Below are 17,124 nucleotides of genomic sequence, written 5' to 3' on the forward strand. Positions count from 1 at the left end.
GGATGCCGGACGCCTCGAGGGCATCGATGGCGGTGTCGGTCATCTCGGCATCGCGCAGGATGTGGCACCAGTCGACGATGGTGGTGGTGCCGTTGCGCAACTGGTTCAGCGAACCCAGCAGGTTGCCCAGGTAGACGTCGCGCACGCCGTAGCGCGTGGCGAGGTTGCCGTGCATGTTGGCCACGTAGTCGCGAAAACCCACCCAGTCGCTGCCGATGCCGCGCAGCTGGTACTCCCAGGTGTGGATGTGGGCGTTGACCAGGCCTGGCGTGACGATGCGGCCGCGGCCGTCGACCACCTCGGTGTCGCCGGCCTCGATGTTCGGGCCAACCGCGAGGATCTTGTCGTCCTCGATCAGGATGTCGGCATCGTCGAAGTCGCCGACCCCGGGGTCCATCGACAGGATGTTCGCGTGCTGGATCAGGATCCGCTTCATGGAGCTCCTCTTGTTGTCATCGTCGTTTCACAGGGGGCAGGGCGCATACTGAACGTTTCTCATTGGGATATAAATAAGCCTTCTGAGAAGAATTGATTTCTTGATTGGAAAGAATGTGGACCGACTCACCTGCATGGCGGTTTTTCGCAAGGTCGTCGAGCGCAACAGCTTCAGCGACGCGGCCGCGGAACTCACGATGTCGGCCGGTTCGGTGAGCAAGTACGTGGCCGCGCTCGAGACCCATATCGGCACGCCGCTGCTGGCGCGCACCACCCGGCGCATCAGCCTGACCGAGGCGGGCGGCACCTACTACGCCAAGTGCGTGCGCATCCTCGACGACATCGAGGAGGCCGAGAAATCCACCGGCCAGCTGCACCCGACGCCGCGCGGGCTCTTGAAGGTGCGGGCACCGATCTCGCTGGGCTCGGCGCACCTGGGCCGCACCATCGCCGATTTCCTCGCGCGCTTTCCCGAGGTCAAGCTCGAACTCACGATGAACGATTTCTTCGTCGACCCGGCCGAGCAGGGTTTCGACGTCGCGATCGCCATCGCTGCCAACGATCGCGAGCCGATGCGCGGTGCGCGGCCGATCGGCCGCATGGCACGCGCCGTGGTGGCGGCGCCGTCGTATCTGGCCCGGCACGGCGAGCCGGCGGCCGTGCCGGACCTGAAACGGCACAACTGCCTGGTCTACAACCGGGGCCAGGTGCCTGACGAGTGGCACCTGATCGGGCCCGGCGGCGACCGCACCGTGCGCGTCACCGGCGACTGCCGCTGCAACAACAGCCAGGTGCTGCGTGAATCGCTGCTCGAAGGCGCGGGCATCGGCCTGCTGCCGACATTCCTGGTCGCCGACGACATTGCCGCCGGCGACCTGTGCGTGGTGCTGCCGGGCTGGACGCCGGAGTCACGCACCTTGTACGCCGTGTTTCCGCAGCCTCGCCACCCGTCGCCGAAAGTGCGGGAGTTCGTGGATTTCCTGGCGCGCAGCTTCGCAGTCGACAGCCAGTGGCGCCTGGGTTTCTCGAACGAGGCTTGAGCCCCGCGGCTGCGGACGGGCTCAGGCGGTCTCGGCCAATGCCTCGCCCAGCGCGCCGACCAGCCGTTCGATCTCCGCCTTCTCGACGATGAAGGGCGGGGCGAGCTGGATCGTGTCGCCGCCATAGCGCACGTAGAAGCCCTTGCGCCAGCACGCCATGGCCACCTCGAAGGGCCGGCGCGCCGGCTCGCCCGGCAGCGCCGCCAGCGTGAGGCCCGCGGCCAGGCCGTAGTTGCGGATGTCGACGACGTGGCGGCATCCCTTCAGGCTGTGCACCGCCGCCTCGAAGAACGGCGCCAGCGCAGCGACCCGTTCGACCAGACCCTCCTTCTGCAGGACGTCGAGGGCGGCGATGCCCGCGGCACAGGCCACGGGGTGGGCCGAGTAGGTGTAGCCATGCGGGAACTCGAGCATGTAGTCAGCCCCGCCAACTGCCATGAAGGTGTCGTAGATGGCCCTGCTGGCGATCACGGCGCCGAGCGGCTGGGCCCCGTTGGTGACCTGCTTGGCGACGTTCATGATGTCGGGCACGACCCCGAAGGCGTCGGCGCCGGTCATGGCGCCGCAGCGGCCGAAGCCGGTGATGACCTCGTCGAAGATCAGCAGGATGTCATGGGCCGTGCAGATCTCGCGCAGGCGCTGCAGGTAGCCCTGCGGCGGCACCACGACGCCAGCGGAGCCGGAGAAAGGCTCGACGATCACCGCCGCGATGTTCGACGCGTCATGCAGCGCAATCAGGTCGAGCAGGCGCTCGGCCAGTGCCGCGCCGTGGTCCGGCATGCCGCGGCTGAACGCGTTGTCGGCGAGCTGCGTGTGCGGCAGGTGGTCGGCTTCGATGCTTTGCCCGAACAGCTTGCGGTTGGCGCCGATGCCGCCGACCGAGATGCCGCCGTAGTTGACGCCGTGGTAGCCCTTCTCGCGGCCGATCAGGCGCGTCTTGCTCGCCTGGCCCCTGGCCCGCCAGTAGGCGCGCGCCATCTTGAGCGAGGTGTCGGCGGCTTCCGAGCCCGAGCCGGTGAAGAAGACGTAGTCGAGGCCTTCGGGCGTCAGTTCCTTGAGCTTGTTGGCCAGCTCGAAGGAGAGCGGATGGCCGTGCTGGAAGGCCGGCGCGTAGTCGAGCCTGGCGATCTGCCGGCTCACTGCTTCGGTGATCTCGGGGCGGCCGTGGCCCAGCCCCGAGCACCAAAGGCCCGACAGGCCGTCGAAGATCTTGCGGCCGTCGGCGTCGGTGAAGTAGGCGCCGCGGGCCTCCACGATCATCCGCGGGTCGGCCTTGAACTGCCGGTTGGCGGTGAAGGGCATCCAGTGGGCGTCGAGCCAGGCGGCGTCGGTGCGCACCACGGGCGCGAGCGAAGGCGAGGGGGAGGTGAGGACGGGCATGGGATCTTTCCGCTTGGAGGGCGGCGGATGGTGGTGGAGGCGATCATTCTTGGCAGCCTTCATACTTCGTCAAAGGCAGCAATATCAATGTTCACTTGACGAATCATGAAAGTAACGAAGGCTTCCAGATCGAAGGCCGTGCTGGGCCATCTCAGCGACATGGACCTGCGCCTGCTGCGGGTCTTCAAGAGCGTCGTCGAGTGCGGCGGCATGGCCGCCGCCGAGCTCGAGCTCAACATCGGCACCTCGACGGTCAGCCGCCACGTCAAGGATCTCGAAACGCGGCTGGGCGTCGTGCTGTGCCGGCGCGGGCGCGGCGGCTTCGCGGTGTCGCCCGAAGGTGAGCGCGTCTACCGCGAGACGCTGCGCCTGCTGGCGTCGGTCGATGTCTTTCGCGAGAGCATCGACGACATCCACCAGCGCATGGGCGGCCGGCTCGAGGTCGCGGTGTTCGACAAGACCGCCACCAACCCCGAGGCGCGCATCGGCGATGCCATTGCGCGCTTCAACGACGGCGCGCCGGACGTGAGCCTGAGCATGCACGTGGCGACCATCAATGCGATCGAGCGCGGCATCATCGACGGCGGCTTCCACGTCGGCGTGATCCCGGCGCACCGCAGCTCGGCCAGCCTGTCCTACACCGACCTGTTCGGCGAGAAGATGCTGCTCTACTGCGGCGCCGGGCATCCGCTGTTCGATGGTGCCCACGGCGGGCTCACCTGGGCGCGCCTCAAGGGGCATGCCTTCGCCGGCCTCGGCTACCACTCGCCCAACATGGAACTGAGCCACCAAGCACGGCTGGTCCGTACGGCGACCGGATTCGACCAGGAGGCGATCGCCACGCTGATCCTCTCGGGGCGCTTCCTGGGCTTCCTCCCCGACCACTACGCCGAGGCCTTCGAGCGCCGCGGGCAGCTGCGGGCCGTGCGGCCGGACCGCTTCCGCTACGACTGCAGGTTCGTGGCGATCGTGCGCCGCGCACCGCAGCCGTCACGGGCCGCGCAGCTCTTCGAGCAGTGCCTGGTCGAATCGCATGCGCGGGGGCGCGCAGCTGTCGGTTGAGGACGGCGCTGAGCCGAAAGCCTTCGCGGAATGGCGGATTTTCGACACTTTTCGATATTAAACGTAACTAAGACAGTTCCCCTCTAAGCTTATGGAAAGGAAGTATTTGTAAATGGCATGATAAATGCCTGATGATTATCAATATGGATAGTCAAACCCATGGAACTGCGCCAGCTTGAGGCTTTTGCCGCCGTCATGTCGACCGGCAGCGTCACTGGCGCCGCCCGGCTGCTGGCGCGCTCGCAGCCGGCGGTGTCCAGGCTGGTGCAGGAACTCGAAGCCGAGATCGGCTATGCCTTGTTCACCCGCCATGGTCCCCGCGTGACGCCCAGCGAGCAGGGCTTCCTGCTCTATGAAGACGTGGAGCGCGCACTGGGCGGCCTCCAGCAGATCCATCTGCGCGCGGCCGAGATCGCGCGCGGCAATGCGCAGCCCCTGGTGCTGGCCGCCACCTCCGCGCTGGCGGTCGGACTGCTGCCGCAGGCCTTGCAGCGGCTGGAAGCGCAGGCCGGCGCCGCGCCGATCCAGCTGCGCAGCGCCTCGCCCGAACAGGTCGTCCATGCGGTGCTCAGCGGCGCGGTCCAGCTGGGCGCCAGTAGCCTGCCGCTGGAGCATCGCGGCCTCGACGTGCACTGGATCGGCGAGATGCCCTGCGTGGCCGTGCTGCCGCACGACGATCCGCTGGCCGCCCACGCGGTGGTGCCGCTGGCGGCGCTGGCGCAGCGCCGGCTCATCACGATGAGCAATCCCTTTCGTCTGCGGCGTCGGCTCGACGCCACTCTGGCGCGCGCCGGCCACCCGCCGACGCAGCAGTCCGCGCTGATCGAGACCAACTCCTCGGTCAACGCCCAAGCACTCGCGCGGGCCGGCCTCGGCGTGGCGGTGCTGGAGCCGCTGACCGCCCGCGGCGCCCCGCTGGAAGGCCTGGCGGTGCGGCCGCTGGACACCGACATCCCTTTCATCTTCGGCGTGGTCACGCCCCAGGCCCGGCCGGTCACGCCGCCCGTGCGGGCGTTGATCGACGCGCTGCTCGAAGCCGCCAGCGCCCTGCCGCATTTCGTGCGCCACGACCCCTCCGCCCATGCGGCCCTGTTGCAGAGCGTCTATGGCGACGCTGCGCGGCCGTCCGGCGACGACACCTCTCTCTGAAAGCATCCGCGATGAAGGCCAAGTTCCCACCACCGATCGCCGAAGCGCCCGCCGGGCTGGCGGCGCTCGAGGCACGCCTGCGCCAGGACCTGGCCTGGCTCGGCCTGCCCGCCAAGCCCTGGGTGCCCGTGAAGGACGGGCCGGGCGAGGCGCCGCTGGACGTGGCCATCGTCGGCGGCGGCATGGCGGGCCTGGCCCTGCTGGCGACGCTCACGCACCTGGGCGTGCGCGCCCGCATCTACGACCGTTCGCCGGCCGGCTTCGAAGGCCCCTGGGCCACGACCGCGCGGATGGAGACGCTGCGTTCGCCCAAGGAACTCACCGGCCCTGCACTGGGCCTGCCGGCGCTGACCTTCCGCGCTTGGTTCGAGGCCCAGTTCGGGCTGGCGGCCTGGGACGCGCTCGACAAGATCCCGCGCCTGCAGTGGGCCGAGTACCTGCGCTGGTATCGCAGCGTGCTGGGCCTCGACGTGCGCAACGAACAGCAGGTGCGGGCGGTGCTGCCGCGCGCCGACGGCGTGGTGCAGCTCGACCTGCTGGACGGCACGGCCGATGGCAGGGCCTACACCGTCCGGGCTCGCCACGTGGTGCTCGCCACCGGCCGCGATGGCCTGGGCGGCGCCTGGGTGCCCGGCTGGGCGGCCGCGCTGCCGCGCGATCGATGGGCCCATTCGTCCGATCTCTGGGACGCCGAAAGCCTGCGGGGCCGGCGCGTCGCGGTCGTCGGCGGCGGCGCCTCGGCGATGGACGCCGCCGCCTCGGCGCTCGAAGCCGGTGCCGGGCGGGTCGACCTGCTGATCCGGCGCGCCGACCTGCCGCGGGTCAACAAGGGCAAGGGCGCGGGCAGCCCGGGGATGGTGCATGGCTTCTGGCAGCTGCCGGACGAGTGGAAATGGCGCATGCGCCACTACATCAACGTCCAGCAGGTGCCCCCGCCGCACGGCAGCACGCTGCGCGTGTCGCGCCATGCCGCGGCCCATTTCCAGCTCGGCACCTCGGTGCTCGGCGCCGTCCGGCGGGCCGACGGCGCGCTGCGGCTCGACACCAGCCGGGGCCCGCTGGCGGTCGACTTCGTGGTCTTCAGCACCGGCTTCCGCACCGACTGGGCGCTGCGTCCCGAGTTCGCCGCCTTCGCGCCGCAGGTGCGGGTCTGGCAGGACCGCTTCGCGCCGCCGGAGGGCACGGCCGACACCGAACTGGCCGAGTCGCCCGACCTCGGCCCGCTGTTCGAGTTCCAGCCGAAGACGCCGGGCGCCTGCCCGGGGCTGGAGCGCGTGCACTGCTTCAACTACGCCGCCTCGCTCTCGCACGGCGCCGCGGCCGGCGACATCCCGCAGATCACCGACGGCGCCCAGCGGCTGGCGCGCGGCCTCGCGGCCCAGTTGCTGAGCGAGGACGCCGAGCTGCACTTCGCCGCCATGCAGCGCTATGCGGAGCCCGAACTCGACGGCGACGAGTGGACGCCCTCGAGCTTGCCGCCGTATATCGAAGCCGCCGACCCCGAGGTCGCGCAGTGAGCGCCGCGCCGGGCCGCCCCAAGCAAGCTCGCGCCCCCTCGGGGGGCAGCGAGGACACGCAGTGCCGAGCGTGGGGGTCGAAATGACCGGCTGGCTGCTGCGCCGGCTGCTGCAGGCGCTGCTCGTGGTGGTGGCGATGACGCTGATCGTCTTCATCGGCCTGCACGCCATCGGCAACCCGATCGACATCCTGATCGGCGAGGACATGAACCAGCAGGAACGGCTCGCCGCCATCGCGCGGCTCGGGCTCGACCAGCCGCTGTGGCGCCAGTACCTGGCCTTCGTGGACGGCGCGCTGCACGGCAGCCTGGGTCGCAGCTTCGTCTACCAGGAGGACGCGGTGCGCCTGATCCTGCAGCGCCTGCCCGCGACCATGGAGTTGGCCTTCGCGGCGCTGCTGATGGCGATCGTGGTCGGCGTGCCGCTGGGGCTGTTCGCGGGCATGAAGCCGGAGCACCCGGTGTCGCGCACGCTGATGGCCACCAGCATCGTCGGCTTCTCGCTGCCGGCCTTCTGGGTGGCGCTGATGCTGATCATGGTGTTCAGCGTGCAGCTGGGCTGGTTGCCGGCCAGCGGGCGCGGCGAGACCCGTGCACTGTTCGGCGTCCAGTGGTCCTGGCTCACGCTCGACGGGCTGCAGCACCTGCTGCTGCCGGCCTTCAATCTCGCGCTGTTCAAGATCTCGCTGGTGCTGCGGCTCACGCGCGCCGGCGTGCGCGAGGTGCTGCCGCAGGATTTCGTCAAGTTCGCGCGCGCCAAGGGCCTGTCGCCGACCCGCGTGATGCTGATGCACGTCATGCGCAACACCATGATCCCGCTGGTCACGGTGCTCGGGCTGGAGCTGGGCGCGACCATCGCCTACGCGGTGGTCACCGAGACCATCTTCGCCTGGCCGGGGGCCGGCAAGCTGATCCTCGACAGCATCAACTCGCTCGACCGGCCGGTGGTGGTGGCCTACCTGATGGTGGTGGTCGTGATCTTCGTGACGCTCAACCTGATCGTGGACCTGCTCTACAAGCTGCTCGATCCGCGGGTGCGGCTGGAAGGCGCCCGATGAGCGGCGTGAGCATGGCAAAGACCTACGACGAGCGCTCGATCTGGTGGCGGGTCGCCGCCGACTTCCTGCATTCGCGGATCGCGGTGGGCGGCCTGGTGGTGCTGGGCATCGTGGTGCTGGCCGCGCTGCTGGCGCCCTGGATCACGCCGCAGAACCCCTACGACCTGCTGCAGCTGGACGTGCTCGACGCCCGCCTGCCGCCCGGTTCGCGCAGCAGCGAGGGCGGCTACACCTACTGGCTCGGCACCGACGGGCAGGGCAGGGACCTGTACTCGGCCATCATCTACGGGCTGCGCATCAGCCTGACGGTCGGCGTCGGCTCGGCACTGATCGCCGCGGTGATCGGCACGCTGGTCGGACTCGTGGCCGCCTACGCGGGCGGCAAGGTCGACGCGCTGCTGATGCGGCTGGTCGACCTGCTGCTGTCGTTCCCGACCATCCTGATGGCGCTGATGATCCTGGCCTACGTCGGCAAGGGCGTGGGCAACGTCATGCTGACACTGGTGCTGCTCGAATGGGCCTACTACGCGCGCACCGCACGGGGCCAGGCCCTGGTCGAGGCGCGGCGCGAGTACGTCGATGCGGCGCAGGGGCAGGGCATTCCGCGCTGGCGCATCCTCACCGGCCACATCCTGCCGAACTGCCTGCCGCCGCTGCTGGTCATCGGCGCGCTGCAGATCGCGCGCGCCATCACGCTGGAAGCGACGCTGTCGTTCCTGGGGCTGGGCGTGCCGATCACCGAGCCCTCGCTCGGCCTGCTGATCTCCAACGGCTACCAGTACCTGTTGTCGAACGAGTACTGGATCAGCTTCTTTCCCGGCGTCGCCCTGTTGGCCGCCATCGTCGCGATCAACCTGGTCGGCGACCAGCTGCGCGACGTGCTCAACCCGAGGTTGCAGAAATGAGCGCCGTTCTCGCGCCCGAACTCGAACTGCCGACGCTGGAAGTGCGCAACCTGCAGACGCGCTTCCACACCCGCGCCGGCGTGCTGCCGGTAGTCGACGGCGTGTCGTTCACGCTGGGCCGCGGCAAGGTGCTGGGGCTGGTCGGCGAGTCGGGCTCCGGCAAGTCGGTGACCGGCTTCTCGATCATGGGCCTGGTCGATCCGCCGGGCCGGGTGGAGGGCGGCCAGGTGCTGTTCCAGGGCCGCGACCTGACCCAGCTGGCGGCTGGCGAACGGCGCGCGCTGCGGGGCAACCGCATCGCGATGATCTTCCAGGACCCGATGGCCACGCTCAACCCGGTGCTGCGGGTCGACACGCAGATGATCGAGGCGGTGCAGGCGCACCGGCGGGTCTCGGCGGAGGAGGCGCGCCGCCATGCCCGCGACACGCTGGGGCGGATGGGCATCCCGAGCCCGGACGAGCGGCTGCGCGCCTACCCGCACCAGCTCTCGGGCGGCATGCGCCAGCGGGTGGCGATCGCCATCGCGATGCTGCACGGCCCCGACCTGATCATCGCGGACGAGCCGACCACGGCGCTGGACGTGACGATCCAGGCGCAGATCCTCTCCGAAGTGCAGAAGCTGGTGCGCGACACCGGCACTTCGCTGATCTGGATCAGCCACGACCTGTCGGTGGTGGCGGGGCTGGCCGACGAGATCGCCGTGATGTACGCGGGGCGCATCGTCGAACACGGCACGGTGGACGACGTGCTCGACCATCCCCGCCATCCGTACACCCGCGGCCTGATCGACAGCCTGCCCGGCGCCAACGCGCGCGGCGCGCGGCTGCGGCAGATCCAGGGCATGACGCCAAGCCTGCTGAACATGCCGGTCGGCTGCGCCTTCGCGCCGCGCTGCCCCCATGCGGACGCGGCCTGCGAAGCACGCCCGGAGATCTCGCGGCCGCGCCACGAGGCACCCTGGCACCAGGTACGCTGTTTCCATCCGCAGCAGGGCAGGCCGGCGGCGCCGGCAGCGCCGCGCCCGCCAGCGGCGCCGCGGGCGCCGGCGGCCAACGACCAGGCGCCACCGCTGATCGCGCTGCGGCAGGTCGCGCAGCGCTTCGGCGCCACGCCGCCGCCCGGTGTGGTCGGGCGCGCGCTGCGCAGCGTCGGCTGGAACCGGCCGCCGGTCGTCACGCATGCGGTCGACGGCGTCGACCTGTCGGTGCGGCCCGGCGAAGTGGTCGGTCTGGTCGGCGAATCCGGCTGCGGCAAGTCGACCCTGGGCCGCATCGCGGCCGGCCTGCTCAGGCCCACCGAAGGCGAGGTGATCGTGGGCGGCACGCCGGCCGCGGACTTCACGCCGGCCGAGCAGCTGGCCGCGCGGCTGCGCATCCAGATGGTGTTCCAGGACCCGTATGCGAGCCTGAACCCGCGGCTGCGGGTCTCGCGCATCGTCGGCGAGGCCGCCTTGCTGCATGGCCTGACCGACGCCGCCGGGCTGGACGACTACGTCTGCGCCCAGTTGCAGCGCGCCGGGCTCGACCCCGCGCTGCGCCACCGCTACCCGCATCAGTTCAGCGGCGGCCAGCGCCAGCGCATCGGCATCGCCCGCGCGCTGGCGGTGCAGCCGTCGATGCTGGTGAGCGACGAGGCGGTGGCGGCGCTGGACGTGTCGATCCAGGCCCAGATCCTGAACCTCTTCATGGACCTGCGCGACCAGCTGGGCCTGGCCTATCTGTTCATCAGCCATGATCTTGGCGTGATCGAGCACCTGTGCGACCGCGTGGCCGTGATGTACCTCGGCCGGGTGGTCGAGAGCGCGCCGGTGGCCGAGCTGTTCGCGCGGCCCGCGCATCCCTACACTCAGGCGCTGCTGGCCGAGATCCCGAGCATCGAGGCGCGCGGCGCGCGCTTCAGCGCGATCCGCGGCGAGATTCCGAGCCCGATCGCGCCGCCGTCGGGCTGCCACTTCCATCCACGCTGTCCGCAGGCGATGCCGCGCTGCCGCACCGAGACGCCGCGGCTGCGCGGCATCGCCATCCATCACGCGAGCGCGTGCCATCTGCACGACGCCCACTGAGTCCCTGCTTCACTTGTCCTTCCTGAGGGTATCCACATGAACCGCCTGCTTCCCATCGTTGCCGCCGCGCTGCTCGCCAGCGGCGTCGCCGCGTCCGCCCAGACGCTGTCCATCGGCTTCGCCGACCCGATCTCATCGGTCGACCCGGAGCTCAACAACCATGCGGGCGACCGTTCGCTGGCGTTGCATTTCTGGGACTCGATCATCAATTCGCGCGACGGCGGCAAGCTGGAGCCCGCACTGGCATCGAGCTGGAAGGCGCTCGACGACAAGACCTGGGAATTCAAGCTGCGCACCGACATCAAGTGGCAGGACGGGTCGCCCTTCACGGCCGACGACATCGTGTTCTCGTTCCAGCGCGCACGCAGCGTGCCGGGCAGCGTGGCTTCGTATTCGGGCGCGCTGCGCACGGTCGAGTCGGTCACTGCCAAGGACCCGGCCACGCTGATCGTCAAGACCAACACGCCCAACCCGATGCTGCCGCTGGACATCGCGTCGATCTACGTCGTGAGCAAGCATGTTGGCGAGAAGTCCAGGACCGAGGACTACAACGCCGGCCGCGCCGTGGTCGGCTCGGGCCCCTACAAGTTCATCTCCTACGTGCCCGGCGACCGCACGGTGTTCGAGCGCAATCCGGGGTACTACGGGCCGAAGCCGCTGTGGGAGAAGGTCAACTACCGCTTCATCAGCAACGGCGCGGCACGCACGGCGGCACTGCTGGCCGGCGACGTCGACGTGATCGACAAGGTCGCGGTGACCGACGTGGAGAAGCTGCGCAAGGACCCGAAGGTCAGCGTCTACACCTACCCTGGCCTGCGCGTGCTGCTGCTGCAGCCGAACTTCAAGGCCGGGTCGAACGAATTCATCACCGACAACGCGGGCAAGCCGCTCGAGAAGAACCCGCTGCTCGACGTCAGGGTTCGCCAGGCGCTGTCGCTGGCCATCAACCGCAAGGCGATCGTCGACCGCATCCTGCAGGGCACCGTGACCGAGGCCAACCAGTGGATGCCCAAGGGCAGCTTCGGCTACAACCCCGAGGTGCCGGCAATCCCCTACAACATCGAGCAGGCCAAGAAGCTGCTGGCCGAGGCGGGCTTCCCGCAGGGCTTCCAGATCGCGATCCACGTGCCGGGCGACCGCTATCCGCAGGCGCCCGAGACGGTGCAGGCCGTGGCGCAGTTCTGGAGCCGCATTGGCGTGAAGACCAAGGTCGAGGTGGTGCCCTGGTCGGTGTATTCGAGCCGGGCCACCAAGAACGAGTACGCGGTCAGCGTGATCGCCTGGGGCAACGGCACCGGCGAGGCCGGCTACGGCCTGCTGCAGACCCTGGCAACGCCCGACGCCAAGCGCGGACGCGGCTCGAACAACTGGGGCGGCTACAGCAACGAGGCGGTCGACAAGGCGCTGGATGCAGCCACCGTCGAGTTCGATGCCAAGCGCCGCGAAGCCATCTTCCGCCATGCCGCCAAGCTGGTGACCGACGACGTGGGCCAGATCCCGCTCTACCACTACCAGAACATCTGGGCCGCGAAGAAGGGCCTGAAGGTCGTGCCGCTGCTGAGCGACCGAACCACCGCGATGCAGGTCACGCAAGTCAAGTGAAGGCCGGCGCATGAGGCTCAGCATCACGCCCGGGGACGCGCTGATCGACGTGCCGCGGCGGATCGCGCTCGACGGCCTGGCGCCGGGCGAGCAGGTCGAGGTCGCCAGCTGCACGCTGCGCGGGGCGGGCGTGCCTTGGCGCGCGGCGGCGCGTTTCGTCGCCGATGCCGAAGGCACGGTCGATCTCTGGCGCGACGCGCCGGTCGCGGGCAGCTACCAGGGCGTGTCGGCGATGGGCCTGGTCTGGGCCCAGGTGCCGGACACGGCCGGTGCGCGCGAGCTTTTCGACGCCGAGCCGGCGGCGGCGCTCGCAACCGACATCCTCGCGCGGCGCGACGGCGACGCCCGACCGGTGCGCGGCGGCTTCGTGCAGCGCCTGGCCGCGGCAGGCGTGACGCGCCGCGAGGTTCGCGAAGAGGGCCTGGTCGGCACGCTGTTCCTGCCCGCCGGGCCCGGTCCGCATCCCGCCGTGATGATCCTCAACGGCTCGGGCGGCGGCATCAACGAGCCGCGTGCCGCGCTGTATGCCTCGCATGGCTACGCGGCCTTCGCGCTCGGCTACTTCAAGGCGCCGGGCCTGTCGGACTACATCTCGGCCACCCGGCTCGAGTACTTCGAGACGGCGCTGGCCTGGATGCACCGCACGCTGAAGCCGCTGCAGGGCTTCGTCGCCCTCAGCGGCCAGTCGCGCGGCGGCGAACTGGTGCTGCTGCTCGGCACGCTGTTCCCGGCGTCGGTGTCGGCCGTTATCGGCTATGTGCCCGGCGCTGTGGTGCACTGCGCGCAGAACGCCTGCGATCCGGCGCTCGGCCGCGAAGGCCCGGCCTGGATCTTCCGCGGCCGCCCGCTGCCGCATGTGTGGGAGAACAACCGCACCGCGACCTGGGCGCCCTGGGACGAAGGCCCCGAGCCGCGCCGCCATGCCGATGCGCTGCGGACGGCGCTGCAGGATCCGGAAGCAGTAGAACGCGCGCGCATCCCGGTGGAAAAGATCCGTGGCCCGGTGATGGTGCTGTCGGCCACCGACGACGGCTCCTGGCCGTCCAGCCTCTACGGCCGCATGGTGACCGAGCGGCTGGCGCAGTTCGGGCACCCGCATGCGGTGGCGCACCTGGACTTCGAGGGCGCGGGCCACTCGATCCTGTTCCCCTTCGTGCCGACCACGCAGCTCGGCTATGCCCACCCGGTGTCGGGCCGCCGCAGCACTTCGGGCGGCACGCCCGCCCACAACGCGCATGCGGACGAGGCTTCCTGGCAGGGCGTGCTGCGCTTCCTGCAGCAGGCCGTGGCCGCGCGCATCGCATCCCCTGGAGACACAAGCCCATGACCGATTCGAATCCTTCCGTCGACCTGGTCGACGCCTCCGTGCCGCTCGCGGCAGGCAGCGCCACGCATGCGGTGCGCCACCAGCGCCACAAGGTGGTGGCCGCAACGCAAGGCAGCTACGAGGCCCTGTTCGAAACCGAGCTCTCGGGCTCGCCGCTGGTGGAGCGGCTGCTTGTCGCCGACGCCATCGCGCGCAGTGCGGGCAGCGATGCGCTGCACGCGCACTACCGCGCGCGGCTCGATGCCCTGGCGCCGCTGAGCCCGGCGCAGCAGGCCGCGGCGGACGGCGCGGCGCCCGAAGCGCTGGGCCAGGACCCTCGCCTGCAGGCCGTGCTGCGCTTCGCCCGCACACTGACCGATCATCCGGTCGAAGGCGACCGCGAGGCGCTGCTGAAGCTGCCGGCGGCCGGACTGTCGACGCCGGAGGTCGTGGCGCTGGCCCAGCTGATCGCCTTCGTGGCCTACCAGGTGCGGGTGGTCGCGGGCCTGCGGGCGCTGGCCGAACTCGGCGGCGACAGCGCGGCGCCGGCCGCGGACGAAGACCCGGCGCCGTTCGTGCATCCGGCGAACCTGCCGCCGCCCGGCGAGCCGCTGCGCATCAACGGCTACACCAGCGAGACGCTGGGCTGGAAGGCCTGGCTGCCGACCCTCGACCTCACGCAGGCATCGCCCGAGCAGGTGCGCGTCCTCGACAGCAGCCATCCGAAGGCGCGCAGCTCCGACTACTACCTGCTGCTGGTGCTGCAGCCGCGCATCCTGCAGGAGCGGGCCACGGTGTTCAACGCGATCATGTACGCGCCCGGCGGCCTGTCGCGCGCCGAGCGCGAGCTGGCGAGCGCGGTGGTCTCGCGTGTCAACGGCTGCGTCTACTGCGCCTCGGTGCACGCGCAGCGCTTCGAGCAACTGGCGCGGCGCAACGACGTCATCGCGCAGGTCTTCGAAGAGCCGGAGACGGCCGGCACCACGGCGCGCGAGCGCGCGATCGTCCGGCTGGCGATCGCGCTCACCCGCGACCCGGCGGGATTCGGCGTGACCCAGCTGCAGGCGGTGCGCGCCGCCGGGCTCACGAACCTCGAGATCCTCGACACCCTCCACGCGGTCGCGATCTTTGCCTGGGCCAACCGGCTGATGCTCAACCTCGGCCAGCCGGTGTACAGCTGATCGGCGCGGCGGCGCTCATCGGCCGGCGTCGCTGGCGGGCTTCTTCCCATCGGGCTGTGGTATCGACAGCGGTGTGACTTCGACCTGTGCCACGCCGTTTTCCCGCGAGATGCCGATCTCGCGCGCGGTGGCCGGGGAGAGGTCGACGATGCGGCCCTTCACGTAGGGGCCGCGATCCTGGATGGTGACCACCGCGCTGCGACCGGTCTCCAGGTTGGTCACCTTCGCGGTGGTGCCGAGCGGCAGCGTCTTGCTGGCGGCGTTGTCGTCGCGCGGGTCCATCCGGCTGCCGTCCGCCATCTTGCGGCCGCTGAACTTGTCGGCATAGAAGGACGCCTTGCCGACCTGCTTGCTGCCGCTGCGGTCGAGGCCTGGTTTCGTTTCGGCGGGGCCTGGTTTCGGCGCCGGCTGGGTCGCTTGCGCGGCGGGCGCCGCGGGCTGTGCAGGCCGCTCTTGCGAGGTCGGAGCGCTTGCGCAGCCTGCCACCAGGCATCCGATGCAGGCCGCGGCCGCGAATCGCTGCGAGGGAACTCGCTGCGATGGAGTGCGCGTCGACATGGGGGCAGGCCCGATGGTCGCTACAGGTACTTGGCGCTGCCCGCGTCTTCGGAGCCGCTGGGCGCCAGCAGGTCCGCGTCGTCGAGCCGCCCCTGCAGGGCCGCGATGCCCTTGGCCGTGATCGCCAGCACCTGGGCCGCCTTCTGCATCTCCGCGCCGGAGCGAAGCTCCTCGGCCGGCGGAATGAAAGCGGTGACCAGGCCTGCGGCGCGAAGGACGCGCAGCTTGTCGATGTCCGAGGGTGCGAAGACTGTGAACGGCAGTTTCTCTTCAGCGACCTGGCGAAGAAACTCCATCGGCATGGTGTCTCCCTTCTGAAATCCTTGAATCTGGCAAGTGGACGAGTGAATTGTGGCCCCGCCGCCGAAGCTTCGAGGGCAGGAGGAGTCCGCCAACCCGGCGCCGCGCTGTCCGACTCCCGTCGGCGGCTGCCTACCGCACGCCGGCGCCTCTGCCCGCCCCGCGGCCTCAGCCATGATGCGGCGAAGCCGACCGAGCCTGCCGACCAGACACCCCGCGGCGACCCGCCGAGGGTCAAGCCTTGAATGAACGCGCTGGTCTCCAAGACGCGGTCGCGTCCGACAGAAACGCACCGCGCGCTGCACCATATTTCACCCAGGTTCTCCGGGTGCGCCTCTCACGTAGGCAATGCAGCCTCTCGAAGGCAAACGCAGCATCTGCGAGAACCCGGGCCCGGCGGGGCGACTCGCCGGGCTTCTTCGTTGTCGGCGCCTAGGACGCCGACTCCGGCACCGGCGCCACCTTGTCGCGGATGGCCCGCGCAGTGAAAGTCGTTTTCATTCCGAGCTGGTCGGAGACCTCCGCATCGCTCATGCCGCTCGCGATCAGCCGTGCGGCATAGGCGTTGCGCACCAACTGCGGTCCATGGAAGGCCGCCTGGTGGCCCAGCGATTCGAGCGTGCGCTTGACACAACTCGTCACGACCCGCTCGGCCAGGTCGGGCGCCACCGGGCTGCAGGCGGCGCCGAGGCCGCCGCCGACCAGTTCGGTCGATTGCACCATGTCGGCCTGCCCGAGGAACAGTCGGTTGGAGTTGCGCGCGTTTTCTTCGCGCTCGCGACGGGTGCGCACCACCCGCAGCGTGCTTCGGATCGCCAGCCACCGTTGCAGTGCTTTCGCCAGCGGGGCGCGGCCGACCAGCACGCGGGCCTCGACCTGGCGGTGCCCCGGGGCGCGGACCACCACGCTGCCGTCGGGCCGGAGCGTGATGTTGCGCGGGATCAGCTTGCAGACTTCGGACAGCTTCAGGCCGCACTCCGCCACCACCAGGCGCAGGGCCAGGTTGCGCGATGGCGTCCAGCCATCGGGAAGCTGGTCCGATTCCTCCTCGAACAAGCGCACGGCCATCCGCTCGTAGGCCGCGAGGAAGCTCGGGCCGGGCGGCAACGGGGGATCGGTGGTGAAGCGGGTCTCGGGCTGGCGCCGCTTGCGTTCGAGCACCACGGATGCGGGATTCGCCGCCACCACGCCGATGGCTTGCAGGTGCGTGAACACGCGATGGATCTCGGCCAGGTAGGTCCGCATGGTGCGCACGCTGGCAGGCGCATCGGCCCGGCCGCGCAAGCTGTCCAGGAAGGATTCGACATGGGCCTGCCTCACCTCGTCGAGCCGCAGCGAGCGGCCGGCCAGCCAGCGGCAGAACTTGCCCCAGAACGACTGGTAGAGCTTGTTGCTGTGCGCGGTGTAGAGCGGGGCATCGTCGCTGCCGACGTCCTTTTTCCAACTCAAGGTCGAACGCCACTGCCGGTGGGCGTCGGCCGGATTCTTCAGCCAGGGCAGGGGCGCTTCACGGGAGACGGCGATGGTGTGGGGCATGTGAAGCGGCAGCATACCGAGTGCCGGGCGGCC

14 protein-coding genes and 2 pseudogenes are annotated in these 17,124 nt (G+C 70.1%); 11 read left to right on the plus strand and 5 right to left on the minus strand.

Annotated features, from left to right (window positions below; all coding sequences use genetic code 11):
* A pseudogene (locus QZH52_RS22815) lies at nucleotides 1–436 on the minus strand (amidohydrolase family protein); the annotation flags it as partial.
* 133 nt (nucleotides 437–569) lie between these two features.
* Between QZH52_RS22815 and QZH52_RS22820 the strand changes: the two are divergent.
* Nucleotides 570–1,475 carry a LysR family transcriptional regulator gene (locus tag QZH52_RS22820; protein ID WP_301812847.1) on the plus strand — a complete coding sequence of 302 codons (906 nt, stop codon included), beginning with the start codon at nucleotides 570–572 and terminating at the stop codon, nucleotides 1,473–1,475.
* A gap of 21 nt (nucleotides 1,476–1,496) precedes the next feature.
* Here the strand turns inward: QZH52_RS22820 and aptA are convergent, their stop codons facing one another.
* Complete coding sequence (aptA, locus tag QZH52_RS22825) at nucleotides 1,497–2,855, minus strand: omega-aminotransferase AptA (RefSeq protein ID WP_301812848.1); 1,359 nt, start codon at nucleotides 2,853–2,855, stop codon at nucleotides 1,497–1,499.
* A 105-nt stretch (nucleotides 2,856–2,960) separates the two neighbouring features.
* Here aptA and QZH52_RS22830 point away from each other — a divergent pair, with 105 nt between their 5' ends.
* From QZH52_RS22830 to QZH52_RS22875, 10 genes and pseudogenes are all read left to right on the plus strand, one after another.
* The gene (locus QZH52_RS22830; RefSeq protein WP_301812849.1) at nucleotides 2,961–3,917 is read left to right on the plus strand and encodes a LysR family transcriptional regulator; all 957 of its coding nucleotides are present in this window, start codon (nucleotides 2,961–2,963) and stop codon (nucleotides 3,915–3,917) included.
* A 159-nt stretch (nucleotides 3,918–4,076) separates the two neighbouring features.
* The gene (locus tag QZH52_RS22835; protein WP_301812850.1) at nucleotides 4,077–5,066 is read left to right on the plus strand and encodes a LysR family transcriptional regulator; all 990 of its coding nucleotides are present in this window, start codon (nucleotides 4,077–4,079) and stop codon (nucleotides 5,064–5,066) included.
* Between the two features lie 11 nt (nucleotides 5,067–5,077).
* Nucleotides 5,078–6,583, plus strand: coding sequence for a flavin-containing monooxygenase (locus tag QZH52_RS22840; RefSeq protein ID WP_301812851.1), 1,506 nt, complete (start codon nucleotides 5,078–5,080; stop codon nucleotides 6,581–6,583).
* Nucleotides 6,584–6,665: 82 nt separating this feature from the next.
* Nucleotides 6,666–7,640, plus strand: coding sequence for an ABC transporter permease (locus QZH52_RS22845; RefSeq protein WP_286529266.1), 975 nt, complete (start codon nucleotides 6,666–6,668; stop codon nucleotides 7,638–7,640).
* The gene (locus tag QZH52_RS22850) at nucleotides 7,637–8,545 is read left to right on the plus strand and encodes an ABC transporter permease (protein ID WP_436411623.1); all 909 of its coding nucleotides are present in this window, start codon (nucleotides 7,637–7,639) and stop codon (nucleotides 8,543–8,545) included. The genes QZH52_RS22845 and QZH52_RS22850 overlap by 4 nt, the downstream gene beginning before the upstream one ends.
* Nucleotides 8,542–9,537: pseudogene (locus QZH52_RS22855) on the plus strand (ABC transporter ATP-binding protein); the annotation flags it as partial. The gene QZH52_RS22850 and the pseudogene QZH52_RS22855, both read left to right, overlap by 4 nt.
* A gap of 78 nt (nucleotides 9,538–9,615) precedes the next feature.
* Entirely contained in the window at nucleotides 9,616–10,608 is a 993-nt protein-coding gene (locus tag QZH52_RS22860; RefSeq protein WP_301812973.1) for an ABC transporter ATP-binding protein, read from the plus strand.
* A 36-nt stretch (nucleotides 10,609–10,644) separates the two neighbouring features.
* On the plus strand, nucleotides 10,645–12,210 hold the full coding sequence (locus QZH52_RS22865) for an ABC transporter substrate-binding protein (protein ID WP_301812852.1): 1,566 nt from the start codon (nucleotides 10,645–10,647) through the stop codon (nucleotides 12,208–12,210).
* A gap of 10 nt (nucleotides 12,211–12,220) precedes the next feature.
* A complete protein-coding gene (locus QZH52_RS22870) occupies nucleotides 12,221–13,537 on the plus strand; it encodes an acyl-CoA thioesterase/bile acid-CoA:amino acid N-acyltransferase family protein (protein WP_301812853.1) in 1,317 nt (438 codons plus the stop codon).
* A complete protein-coding gene (locus QZH52_RS22875; RefSeq protein WP_301812854.1) occupies nucleotides 13,534–14,697 on the plus strand; it encodes a CMD domain-containing protein in 1,164 nt (387 codons plus the stop codon). Before QZH52_RS22870 ends, QZH52_RS22875 begins: the two co-directional genes overlap by 4 nt.
* 15 nt (nucleotides 14,698–14,712) lie before the next feature.
* Here QZH52_RS22875 and QZH52_RS22880 read toward each other — a convergent pair whose 3' ends face one another.
* From QZH52_RS22880 to QZH52_RS22890, 3 genes are all read right to left on the minus strand, one after another.
* Nucleotides 14,713–15,183, minus strand: coding sequence for a septal ring lytic transglycosylase RlpA family protein (locus QZH52_RS22880; RefSeq protein ID WP_301812855.1), 471 nt, complete (start codon nucleotides 15,181–15,183; stop codon nucleotides 14,713–14,715).
* Between the two features lie 92 nt (nucleotides 15,184–15,275).
* On the minus strand, nucleotides 15,276–15,557 hold the full coding sequence (locus QZH52_RS22885; RefSeq protein ID WP_301812856.1) for a hypothetical protein: 282 nt from the start codon (nucleotides 15,555–15,557) through the stop codon (nucleotides 15,276–15,278).
* Between the two features lie 430 nt (nucleotides 15,558–15,987).
* The gene (locus QZH52_RS22890) at nucleotides 15,988–17,091 is read right to left on the minus strand and encodes a site-specific integrase (protein ID WP_301812857.1); all 1,104 of its coding nucleotides are present in this window, start codon (nucleotides 17,089–17,091) and stop codon (nucleotides 15,988–15,990) included.
* Nucleotides 17,092–17,124 lie beyond the last annotated feature (33 nt).

This window comes from Variovorax ginsengisoli, from assembly GCF_030486595.1.
Lineage (GTDB): Bacteria > Pseudomonadota > Gammaproteobacteria > Burkholderiales > Burkholderiaceae_C > Variovorax > Variovorax ginsengisoli_B.